Below are 11641 nucleotides of genomic sequence, written 5' to 3' on the forward strand. Positions count from 1 at the left end.
CCGACCACCCGCTTTTGCCGGGAGGCGAACGCGGCAGCGGTTGGCAGGCCAATATATCCAAGGCCAATCACTGAAATGGTAGAAAAACTCATAGCGTTACCTGATTATTTTTAAGTGCGGACAAAATACGGCGACATGCCTGACCATCGCCATAGGGATTATGCGCCCGGCTCATTGCCTGATACGCGGCATCATCCTGCAGCAGATGGGTGACTTCAGTGACGATACGCTGGCTGTCGGTCCCGACCAGACGCACGGTGCCTGCGGCAATCGCCTCCGGGCGCTCCGTCATTTCACGCATCACCAGTACCGGCTTCCCTAACGATGGCGCCTCTTCCTGAATACCGCCGGAGTCGGTGAGGATCAGCCATGCGCGATCCATCAACCAGACAAACGGCAGATAATCCTGCGGCTCAATCAACATTACGTTATCGACATGACCGAGAATACGTTTCACCGGCTCGCTGACGTTCGGGTTCAGATGCACCGGATACACAATCTGGACATCGGGATTGCTGGCGGCGATTTCTGCCAGCGCGTGACAAATTTGCTCAAACCCGCGGCCAAAGCTTTCCCGCCGGTGGCCAGTGACCAGAATCATCTTCTTGCCGTTCGCCAGGAAAGGATAGCGCTGCATAAGTTCGTTACGTAGAGCCTCATCGCCCAGAACGCGATCGCGAACCCAGAACAACGCATCAATGACCGTGTTGCCGGTGACCGTGATGTGGCCAGCGGTGATATTTTCGCGCAGCAGATTCTGTCGCGAGGTTTCTGTCGGGGCAAAGTGGTAAGTTGCCAGATGCCCGGTCAGCGTACGGTTCCCCTCTTCCGGCCACGGAGAGCCCAGATCGCCGGTTCGCAATCCCGCTTCAACGTGCCCGACCGGGATACGCTGATAGAACGCGGCCAGACTTGCAGCCATCGTCGTCGTCGTATCGCCATGCACCAGCACAACGTCCGGTTTAAACGATTCCAGCACCGGTTTTAACCCTTCGAGGATACGACAGGTGATTTCCGTCAGGCCCTGACCCGGCTGCATAATATTGAGGTCGTAATCCGGCACGATAGAAAAAAGTTTCAACACCTGGTCGAGCATCTCCCGATGCTGCGCCGTGACGCAAACTTTCGCCTCAAAGTGAGGATCCTTTGCCAGCGCATGAACCAGCGGTGCCATTTTGATAGCTTCGGGTCTGGTGCCAAATACCGTTAGTACTTTCACATCGATTCTCTTCGATTAGGTGATGAAGTTGATTAATTCTTCATCACAGGCCGCATTCACTGGACTCTGCGTCGCGATAATGCAACGCCTGCGCCGATGAGCGCGCCCACGATACCCCACATCACCATCAGAAATACGCGCCGCGGGCTATCGCGTTTTACAGGTTCTTCCGGCGTACGCAAATACCGGTAAGTCTGAAAACGCGGATCTAATGTCGGTCCGACGTTGAGCGTATTCAGCATGGCACGGCTTTGGTCATAGTCGAGATCGTATTCCGGCCCCACAGCTTGCAAATTTTCCAGTCGCGCCTGCAGCATTGGCCTGCCAAGCAAGAACAGCTCGGAATCCGGCAGTTGATCGGCCGGGACATCCGTTTCACTACGGGAGATGTTGTGCTGCTGCGCCACTTTCAACGCCTCCTCCACACTGTGGGTACGACGGTTGAAAATTTCGCGCGCCACCTCTTCCTGCCGCTTCACCTGCGCTTTCATCTGCACAGTGCGAGCCGCCCAGGCGCCTTTCAGTTCGTCATTAAGATGCCCAGCCGCACGCTGGCTGGCGAAGGCCACGTACTGGCGCAGCAAATTATTGGCATCCGGCGCGGTCTCGGCCGTCAACTTCACGCTGTCGTTAACATTTTTTACCGAGTCGCCCGGCATAAACTGAATATTGTTAATCAGATCGTCCAGCAACGCAGCGTCCGCGCGGGCATTGCCCGACTGGCGCTGTTTGTAATAGTCAGTTTGCAACCAAAAATCGCGGCGGGTATCCCAGGACCCCTGCTGCATGATGAACTCTTTATAAGCCTGGTCCATCGCCGACGGCTGGTCGACCGGAACCAGATTGGCTTTAATATCCAGATTGCGTAAGAACTGCTGTTGAGAATAGTAACTACCCAGCATATTCACAGTGGGTCGATCGGTTATCGCCGTTGCGCTCCACTCCTGGCGAGCAAAAAAGGCGTAAACCAGGACAATCAGTGCAAAGAGCACGGCCATCCCGGCTATCCAGATTTTTCCTGCCCATAAGGCGCGAAACAGCCCGCGAATATCCAGCTCATTCTCAACGTTCACTGCTTGTGCTCCCGGTAATGGTTGAGTCATCACGTCCCCAGTTCTACTTGGTTAATTTTGGATTATTGCCGCTGTGTCGCCGTATTCTGCGTCTGATGCGCTTAACCAGTCGCGCCACTTTCCATGCGCGTTTAATGCAGTAGCCATAAAGGAAAAAGGCCAACAAAAAGAGAATTAGCATCACCCATTCAGGAACGATACGGGTATATTCCGCCACCACGCCCACCATCGCCAGCAGCGCGGCCGCCAGCGTGATCAGGACAAACGCCTGCCGGGAAGTAAACCCGGCACGCATGATTAAATGATGAATATGCTGACGATCCGGAGAGAACGGACTCATGCCTTTACGCAGGCGACGATACATAATCGCCACCATATCCATCAACGGAATCGCAATAATCCACAGGGCGGTCACCGGGCTAATGGGATGCGTTTTGCCCTGGGTCGTTTCCAGCAGAATCCAGATGATGGTGAAACCAATCATGGTACTGCCAGCATCGCCCATAAAAACTTTATAACGGCGGCCAAGTGCGCCGAGGTTAAGTAAAATATAGGGCAGAATGGCGGCTATCATCGCAAAACACCACATTGCCAGACTGTATTGACCGTCAAACCACAGAATAATGCCGGTTGCCGCAAAGGAGACAGATGACAGACCGCCGAGCAGGCCGTCGATGCCATCCACCATATTAAAGGCATTAATCGCGGCCCAGACGGCGAAAAGAGTGAGGAAGAAGCCAAAGGGGCCAAGGACCAGCTCCCACGAACCAAAAATATAGCCCAGGCTACTCAGGTGCAGGTTTCCTGCCGTCATCATGACAATGGCAATCGCCGCCTGAATCACCGCGCGAATTTTTACACTGATATCAAACCGATCATCCAGCGCGCCAACCAGCACAAGGATGCCAGCGCAGGCCAGATATAAGAACGAATGGGGAATGTAATAATCTGCGATGGCAAAAGTAAAACAAATGCCAGCATAAACTGAGATGCCACCCACTAACGGGACCAAACCCTGATGCCGTTTTCGATAGTTAGGTTTATCCACTAACCCGACTTTTTTTGCTGCTTTTCGGGCAACAAATATAAAAAGGGTAGTGAATAAGAAAATACTGATTAATTCAGTAATAGCAGTGAGTAAATTCACAACACATGTGCTCTCAGCATGGTTAATCCGGGAAGTATAACGACGATGTCTCAACTCCTGAAGGGGTAAAGCAGAACATTACAAATTTATTGTATAGATTTTAGTCTGTTAAAATTATCACTGCCCGATGTGGCACGCTAATCATACGATAATCCCCGCTTCCTTTTCCCTTCCTGGATCATACAAACCCAAAAAACAAAACGCCACGCGATTGCGTGGCGTTTTTGGGCTTTTTTAACTTACGAGCGCTTCATCATATCGAAGAAGTCATCGTTCGTTTTGGTCATAGCCAGTTTGTTGATGAGGAATTCCATCGCGTCAATCTCACCCATTGGATGGATGATTTTACGCAGGATCCACATCTTCTGCAGCTCTTCCTGGGTGGTCAGCAGCTCTTCTTTACGGGTACCGGAACGGTTGTAGTCGATAGCCGGGAAGACGCGTTTTTCAGCGATCTTACGCGAGAGATGTAGCTCCATGTTACCGGTGCCTTTAAACTCTTCGTAGATAACTTCATCCATTTTGGAGCCGGTATCAATCAGTGCGGTGGCGATGATGGTCAGGCTACCGCCCTCTTCCACGTTACGCGCAGCACCGAAGAAACGCTTCGGACGATGCAGGGCGTTAGCATCCACACCACCAGTCAACACTTTACCGGAAGCCGGAACAACGGTGTTGTAGGCACGCGCCAGACGGGTAATGGAGTCGAGCAGAATGATAACGTCTTTCTTGTGCTCAACCAGGCGTTTCGCCTTCTCGATAACCATCTCGGCAACCTGAACGTGGCGGGAAGCAGGTTCGTCAAAGGTGGAAGCAACCACTTCACCTTTAACCAGACGCTGCATCTCGGTCACTTCTTCCGGGCGTTCGTCGATCAGCAGCACCATCAGCACGCAGTCAGGATGGTTGTACGCGATGCTCTGCGCGATATTCTGCAGCAGCATGGTTTTACCGGCTTTCGGCGGCGCAACAATCAGACCACGCTGGCCGCGACCAATTGGAGATGCCAAATCCAGAACACGTGCGGTTAAGTCTTCGGTTGAACCGTTACCACGTTCCATACGCAGGCGTGAATTCGCATGCAGCGGCGTCAAGTTCTCGAACAGGATCTTATTACGCGCGTTTTCCGGCTTGTCGTAGTTAACTTCGTTAACTTTCAACAGCGCAAAGTAACGCTCACCCTCTTTAGGAGGACGAATCTTACCGGAAATGGTGTCACCAGTGCGGAGGTTGAAACGGCGGATTTGGCTTGGAGATACGTAGATGTCATCGGGACCGGCGAGGTAGGAGCTGTCTGCGGAACGGAGGAAACCAAATCCATCCTGCAGTATCTCCAGTACGCCATCGCCAAAGATATCTTCGCCACTCTTCGAATGCTGCTTGAGGATGGCAAAAATAATATCCTGCTTACGCATACGGGCCAGGTTTTCTAGCCCCATATTTTCGCCGAGAGTAATCAGCTCAGAAACCGGCGTATTCTTTAATTCGGTAAGATTCATAATGGTGTGGGTTCTTAAACTCGGGGTAGAACTCGAACTTAATGTTGTGAATGGTATGGCAGGAACATCCATGCCTGTTAACGGCCTTCATCTCGTGCCTGTACGTTGCCTGGTCACAGGAAAGAACGCAGAGCTGGAACGACAAAACTGAATGAGTGAAAAGCCCGGAATTTGTAGCCTCTCGCGCAATTTCTGCGGGACGCTTCGGGTAAAACAAGATTCAAACAATAAGGTATGTTTAAAACGAAGTCTGAAGTTAACTTAGCACGACTCTGGCCGGGCGTCCAGAGTTCCGCTAAAAATAGGAACCCGGACGCCGGAATGGCAAACTGCTTACGCCAGGTTGGCGTCGAGGAAATCTTTCAGTTGGCCTTTAGACAGTGCGCCGACCTTAGTTGCCGCGACTTCGCCGTTTTTAAACAGCAGCAGAGTCGGGATGCCGCGAATACCGTATTTCGGCGCAGTACCCGGGTTCTGATCGATGTTCAGTTTAGCTACGGTCAGTTTGCCCTGATACTCTTCAGCGATCTCATCCAGAATCGGGGCGATCATTTTGCACGGACCGCACCACTCTGCCCAGAAATCGACGAGGGTTAGCCCGTCAGCCTTGAGAACGTCCGTGTCAAAACTGTCGTCAGTCAGGTGAATAATTTTATCGCTCATATTTAACTCCACAGGAATAAGCCTGGTGTGTTGGTGTCGCAAACATCAACGACGTGCCGATGCTACGTTATACACGTTATTTTTCAGGATACCTCTTTTACTGGCAACTGCGCGATCCGATCCCTCATGGATGTCGTCTTGCAGGAGCCAAAGCAAACCACCTTCAAACCGTTTCCGGTAGATTAATCCTCCTCGACTCGCTCAGTAGTCTAAGCTTTCGAGGATTCATCAGGTTGCCGTAGATGCATCTTAAGTCATTTCGCGTATAGCCAACGAAAGGTTGACGTTATTTCAACGGATACGCTTTCTTAATGCAATAGTTAGCTGATATTCTACCACACTATGAGCAAAACACATTTAACAGAACAGAAGTTTTCCGACTTCGCCCTGCACCCGGCAGTGATTGAAGCCCTTGAAAAGAAAGGGTTTCATAATTGTACGCCCATTCAGGCACTCGCTCTTCCGCTAACGCTGGAAGGTCGTGATGTCGCCGGGCAGGCGCAAACCGGTACCGGAAAAACGATGGCGTTCCTGACGTCAACGTTTCATTATCTCCTTTCTCACCCGGCCAACGCTGACCGCCAGGTAAACCAACCGCGTGCGCTGATCATGGCGCCGACGCGCGAGCTGGCGGTACAAATTCACGCTGACGCAGAACCGCTGGCTGCGGCCACCGGCCTGAAGCTGGGTCTGGCGTATGGCGGCGATGGCTACGATAAACAGCTGAAAGTGCTGGAAAGCGGCGTTGATATTCTGATCGGCACCACCGGTCGTCTTATCGATTATGCCAAACAGAATCACATTAACCTTGGTGCGATTCAGGTCGTCGTGCTGGATGAGGCCGATCGCATGTACGATCTCGGCTTTATTAAAGATATCCGCTGGCTGTTCCGTCGCATGCCGCCGACCAATCAGCGTCTGAACATGCTGTTCTCCGCAACCCTTTCTTACCGTGTTCGCGAACTGGCGTTTGAACAGATGAACAACGCCGAATATGTTGAAGTCGAGCCGGAACAGAAAACGGGTCACCGGATTAAAGAAGAGCTGTTCTATCCTTCCAACGAAGAGAAAATGCGCCTGCTACAGACGCTTCTGGAAGAAGAGTGGCCGGATCGCGCCATTATTTTCGCCAATACTAAACATCGTTGCGAAGATATCTGGGGCCACCTGGCAGCGGACGGCCATCGCGTCGGCTTGTTAACCGGCGACGTTGCACAGAAAAAACGCCTGCGGATCCTTGAAGAGTTTACCCGTGGCGATATCGACATTCTGGTGGCGACTGACGTTGCTGCACGTGGTCTACATATCCCGGCCGTAACGCACGTCTTTAACTATGACCTGCCGGACGACTGTGAAGATTACGTCCACCGTATCGGCCGTACCGGTCGCGCGGGCGCCAGCGGTCACTCTATCAGCCTGGCTTGCGAAGAGTACGCGCTGAATCTTCCGGCGATTGAGACCTACACCGGTCACTCTATTCCAGTCAGCAAGTACAACCCAGATGCACTTATGACAGATTTGCCGAAGCCGCTGCGCCTGACGCGCCCGCGCACTGGCAATGGCCCGCGTCGCAGCGGTCCACCTCGTAACCGTCGTCGTTCAGGTTAAATAAATCTATGCTCAGTTCCACCTCGCTTTATGCAGCTATCGATCTTGGTTCAAATAGCTTTCATATGTTGGTTGTACGCGAGGTGGCCGGGAGCATCCAGACGCTTAGCCGCATCAAGCGCAAAGTACGTCTGGCCGCTGGCCTGAACAGCGATAACACGCTCTCCGTGGAAGCGATGGAGCGTGGATGGCAATGTCTGCGTCTGTTTGCCGAACGCCTGCAGGATATCCCCCCCATTCAAATTCGCGTTGTGGCGACCGCTACGCTGCGCCTGGCCGTCAATGCCGACGAGTTTTTGGCAAAAGCCCGGGAAATTCTCGGCTGTCCGGTGCAGGTGATCAGCGGTGAAGAAGAAGCACGACTGATTTATCAAGGCGTTGCACATACGACCGGCGGCGAAGACCGGCGCCTGGTTGTCGATATCGGCGGCGCCAGTACCGAACTGGTGACTGGCACGGGGGCACAGACCACCTCTCTTTTTAGCCTGTCGATGGGGTGCGTCACCTGGCTGGAGCGCTACTTCGCCGATCGTAACCTGACAAAAGAAAACTTCGATCTGGCAGAAAATGCGGCTCGGGAAGTTCTGCGTCCGATTACTGACATCCTGAATTACCACGGCTGGAAAGTCTGCGTCGGCGCATCCGGTACCGTTCAGGCCCTGCAGGAAATCATGATGGCGCAGGGAATGGACGAGCGTATCACCCTGGCTAAATTGCAGCAGCTCAAGCAGCGTGCAATTCAGTGCGGGCGTCTGGAAGAGCTGGAAATCGAAGGCTTAACCTTAGAACGCGCTCTGGTTTTCCCCAGCGGGCTGGCCATACTTATCGCCATCTTCAGCGAACTGAATATTCAGTGTATGACCCTCGCGGGCGGTGCACTCCGTGAAGGCCTGGTTTACGGCATGCTGCATTTGTCCGTCGATCAGGATATCCGTAGCCGCACGCTGCGCAATATTCAACGCCGCTTTATGATCGACACCGAGCAGGCCCAGCGCGTCACTCAACTCGCAGCACATCTGGTGAATCAGCTGAACGATACCTGGGAGCTGGAATCGCTCAGCCGCGATCTGCTCGTCAGCGCTTGCGAGCTGCACGAAATTGGTCTGAGCGTCGATTTTAAACGCGCCCCGCAGCACGCCGCCTATCTGGTAAGCAACCTCGATCTCCCCGGCTTCACGCCAGCGCAGAAAAAACTGCTCGCAACGCTGCTGCTCAACCAGACGAATACCATCGACCTCTCCTCTCTCCATCAGCAAAATGCGGTGAAGCCACGGGTTGCTGAGCACCTGTGTCGGCTGCTGCGTCTGGCGATCCTCTTTGCCAGCCGCCGTCGCGACGATCTGCTGCCGGCCATTTCACTGACCGTCGAACACGAGAAGCTGGTGCTGACGCTGCCGGAGGGGTGGCTGGAAAGTCATCCTCTGGGTCGGGAGTTGGTCGAGCAGGAGTGCCAGTGGCAAAGCTACGTCCACTGGACCCTCGAGGTGGCTTAATTCCGCCTGATAACCGGCGATTTCCTTAAAATCTCCCCGGTGCGCACCACCGGGGGATACGTGGTCGAATTACTTTCCTTTCGCTTTTGCCAGCATCGCCCGAATATTGGCGACATTGGCCTGCCCCTTATGCATCCGCTCTTCCGGCGAGATAACTTTGCGCTCCTGCTCCCAGATCAGGTCATCCTGCGGCAGCTCCAACAGAAAACGACTGGGCTCCGGGCGCACCAGTTCTCCGTACTGGCGGCGCTCTTTACACAGCGTGAAGGTCAGCTCTTTTTGCGCGCGGGTAATACCGACGTACGCCAGGCGGCGCTCTTCATCCACGTTGTCTTCATCGATGCTACTCTGGTGCGGCAACAGCCCCTCTTCCATGCCCACCAGGTAGACGTAAGGAAACTCCAGCCCCTTCGAGGCGTGCAGAGTCATCAACTGCACCTGATCCGACTCTTCATCGGACTCGCCGCGCTCCATCATATCGCGCAGGGTAAAACGGGTGACCACCTGAGTCAGAGTCATCGGCTCGTCTATGTCGCTGCCTTCCAGCATCTCCGTCATCCAGCTAAACAGCTGATTGACGTTTTTCATCCGCATTTCTGCGGCCTTCGGGCTTGGGGAAGTCTCATACAGCCAGGATTCATAATCCACCCCGCGAATCAAATCGCGCACCGCAGCGACCGGTTCACGCTCCGCCAGACGCTGAATTTCACCCAGCCATTGCGTAAAGCCGGTCAGCGCATCATAGCCACGACCGGTTAGCGTCTGGTTGAGACCCATATCAAAGCTGGCGGTGAACAAACTCTTGTTACGGGTCATCGCCCACTCACCCAGCTTTTGCAAGGTAGCCGGGCCAATTTCGCGCTTTGGCGTATTGACGATACGCAGGAAGGCGCTGTCATCATCCGGGTTGGTCAGCACGCGCAGATAGGCCAACAGGTCTTTAATCTCGGGCCGCGAGAAGAACGACGTGCCGCCCGAAATTTTGTACGGGATGCGGTTTTGCATCAACATCTTTTCAAAGACCCGCGACTGATGGTTGCCGCGGTAGAGGATGGCGTAATCTTTATATTGTGTCTTATTGATGAAGTGGTGGGCGATCAGTTCCCCGGTCACCCTTTCCGCTTCATGTTCTTCGTGGTTCGCTGAAAGCACTTTAAGTTCTACGCCATACCCCAACTCGGAAAACAGGCGTTTTTCGAAGACGTGCGGGTTGTTAGCAATCAGGATGTTAGCGGCTTTCAGTATGCGCCCGGAAGAACGGTAGTTCTGTTCCAGCTTGATCACCTGCAGCGCCGGGAAATCCTGGCTCAGCAAGACCAGGTTCTGTGGCCGTGCCCCACGCCAGGAGTAGATCGACTGGTCATCATCGCCAACGACGGTAAAGCGCGCACGCTGCCCCACCAGCAGCTTCACCATCTCATACTGACTGGTGTTGGTATCCTGATATTCGTCCACCAGCAGATAGCGAATCTTATTCTGCCAGCGGTCACGTACCTCGGTATTGCGCTGCAACAGCAGGGTAGGCAACAGGATCAGATCGTCAAAATCCAGCACGTTGCAGGCCTTCATATGGGCATCATAGAGCCCATAGCAGTGGGCAAAGATCCGATCCCGTTCGCCCTTTGCGCCCGCCGCGGCCTGTGCCGGGGTTTGCAGATCGTTTTTCCAGTTGGAGATCGTCGAGATCAGCTGCTGCAACACGACTTTATCGTCGTCGATCAGCCCTTCGGTCAGCTCTTTAAGCAGCACAACCTGGTCGGTATCATCGAACAGAGAAAAGTTAGATTTCATCCCCAGTGCAGCATACTCACGCTTAATAATATCCAGCCCCAGAGTATGGAAGGTGGAAATCATCAGGCCCCGCGCCTCTTTGCGCCCCAGCGTTTGTCCGACACGTTCTTTCATTTCACGTGCCGCTTTGTTGGTAAAGGTCACCGCCGCAATATGACGCGCCTGATAGCCGCAGCCGCGGATCAGGTGAGCGATTTTATTGGTGATAACGCGGGTCTTACCGGAGCCGGCGCCCGCCAGCACCAGGCACGGTCCGGTCACAAATTCGACGGCTTGTTGTTGGCCAGGGTTTAAACGCATGGGAGTCTTGCTCAATCTTCGAACGGGGTGGGGATTGTAGCAGAAAGCCGGCTGGAGATTTACCGGCTAATGGTAAAGTGTTGGTAACACCGGTCATCCAGAGAACAAAACAATGACAAAATCAGCAGCAGCCCTGCATATCCTGGTAAAAGAAGAGAAGCTGGCCCAGGAGCTCCTCGCCAAACTGGAGCGAGGCATCAGCTTCGATCATCTGGCGAAGCGTTATTCACGCTGTCCCTCCGGGCGTAACGGCGGAGATTTAGGCGAGTTCAAGCAGGGGACGATGGTCGGACCGTTTGATAACGCGGTCTTCACTTGCCCGCTGCTGAAACCCTACGGGCCAGTCAAAACCAAATTTGGCTATCACATCATTAAGGTGCTGTATCGCCGCTAGCGCATGCTAATATTGCCACCTGATTTATAAACCTATCAAGGCACGATCATGGCTAAAACAGCGGCAGCAATGCACATTCTGGTAAAAGAAGAGAAACTGGCACTCGACCTGCTGGAGCAGATCAAAAACGGCGCCGACTTCGAGAAGCTGGCGAAGAAGCACTCCACCTGTCCGTCGGGTAAAAAGGGCGGTCATTTAGGGGAATTCAAACAGGGCCAGATGGTTCCGGCATTTGATAAGGTCGTCTTCTCCTGCCCTGAGCTGGAGCCGACCGGCCCGCTGCACACGCAGTTCGGTTACCACATCATCAAAGTGCTGTACCGGAAGTAAAAATCCGCCTTCATAGAAGGCGGCATTGATTTCGCCCCATAGAGGCGTACCAAAATCCTTAAAAAAAAGCCTCTGCCAGTTCTGTAAGATTTAAATCCAATGACAATAAGGCAGAGCCAAAACC

11 protein-coding genes are annotated in these 11641 nt (G+C 53.5%); 4 read left to right on the top strand and 7 right to left on the bottom strand.

The window, feature by feature from the left end; all coding sequences use genetic code 11:
- The 6 genes from ACZAHD_RS18355 to trxA form a co-directional block, all read right to left on the bottom strand.
- Nucleotides 1-92, bottom strand: a 92-nt coding sequence (locus tag ACZAHD_RS18355; protein WP_462458060.1) for a hypothetical protein, incomplete at its 3' end; no start/stop codon positions are given.
- Nucleotides 89-1219, bottom strand: coding sequence for a non-hydrolyzing UDP-N-acetylglucosamine 2-epimerase (gene wecB, locus ACZAHD_RS18360; RefSeq protein ID WP_462458054.1), 1131 nt, complete (start codon nucleotides 1217-1219; stop codon nucleotides 89-91). The genes wecB and ACZAHD_RS18355, both read right to left, overlap by 4 nt.
- Nucleotides 1220-1275: 56 nt before the next feature.
- Nucleotides 1276-2322 carry an ECA polysaccharide chain length modulation protein gene (gene wzzE, locus ACZAHD_RS18365; protein ID WP_462458055.1) on the bottom strand — a complete coding sequence of 349 codons (1047 nt, stop codon included), beginning with the start codon at nucleotides 2320-2322 and terminating at the stop codon, nucleotides 1276-1278.
- 13 nt (nucleotides 2323-2335) lie between these two features.
- A complete protein-coding gene (gene wecA / locus ACZAHD_RS18370; RefSeq protein ID WP_462458056.1) occupies nucleotides 2336-3439 on the bottom strand; it encodes a UDP-N-acetylglucosamine--undecaprenyl-phosphate N-acetylglucosaminephosphotransferase in 1104 nt (367 codons plus the stop codon).
- Between the two features lie 239 nt (nucleotides 3440-3678).
- On the bottom strand, nucleotides 3679-4938 hold the full coding sequence (gene rho / locus ACZAHD_RS18375) for a transcription termination factor Rho (RefSeq protein WP_002883293.1): 1260 nt from the start codon (nucleotides 4936-4938) through the stop codon (nucleotides 3679-3681).
- Nucleotides 4939-5271: 333 nt separating this feature from the next.
- Complete coding sequence (gene trxA / locus ACZAHD_RS18380) at nucleotides 5272-5601, bottom strand: thioredoxin TrxA (protein ID WP_004869525.1); 330 nt, start codon at nucleotides 5599-5601, stop codon at nucleotides 5272-5274.
- A 342-nt stretch (nucleotides 5602-5943) separates the two neighbouring features.
- Here trxA and rhlB point away from each other — a divergent pair, with 342 nt between their 5' ends.
- Complete coding sequence (gene rhlB / locus ACZAHD_RS18385; RefSeq protein ID WP_100686176.1) at nucleotides 5944-7209, top strand: ATP-dependent RNA helicase RhlB; 1266 nt, start codon at nucleotides 5944-5946, stop codon at nucleotides 7207-7209.
- Between the two features lie 8 nt (nucleotides 7210-7217).
- Nucleotides 7218-8702: a guanosine-5'-triphosphate,3'-diphosphate diphosphatase gene (gppA, locus tag ACZAHD_RS18390; RefSeq protein WP_462458057.1), complete on the top strand. Its 1485-nt coding sequence runs from the start codon at nucleotides 7218-7220 to the stop codon at nucleotides 8700-8702.
- Between the two features lie 69 nt (nucleotides 8703-8771).
- On the opposite strand, the gene rep is transcribed toward gppA, so the two are convergent.
- Nucleotides 8772-10793, bottom strand: coding sequence for a DNA helicase Rep (gene rep, locus ACZAHD_RS18395; RefSeq protein ID WP_462458058.1), 2022 nt, complete (start codon nucleotides 10791-10793; stop codon nucleotides 8772-8774).
- 112 nt (nucleotides 10794-10905) lie between these two features.
- Here rep and ppiC (ACZAHD_RS18400) point away from each other — a divergent pair, with 112 nt between their 5' ends.
- Complete coding sequence (ppiC, locus tag ACZAHD_RS18400; protein ID WP_462458059.1) at nucleotides 10906-11187, top strand: peptidylprolyl isomerase PpiC; 282 nt, start codon at nucleotides 10906-10908, stop codon at nucleotides 11185-11187.
- A gap of 48 nt (nucleotides 11188-11235) precedes the next feature.
- Nucleotides 11236-11517: a peptidylprolyl isomerase PpiC gene (ppiC, locus tag ACZAHD_RS18405; RefSeq protein ID WP_004869510.1), complete on the top strand. Its 282-nt coding sequence runs from the start codon at nucleotides 11236-11238 to the stop codon at nucleotides 11515-11517.
- The last annotated feature ends 124 nt before the right edge of the window (nucleotides 11518-11641 follow it).

The sequence above is a fragment of the Raoultella sp. genome, assembly GCF_039594335.1.
Taxonomy (GTDB): domain Bacteria; phylum Pseudomonadota; class Gammaproteobacteria; order Enterobacterales; family Enterobacteriaceae; genus Klebsiella.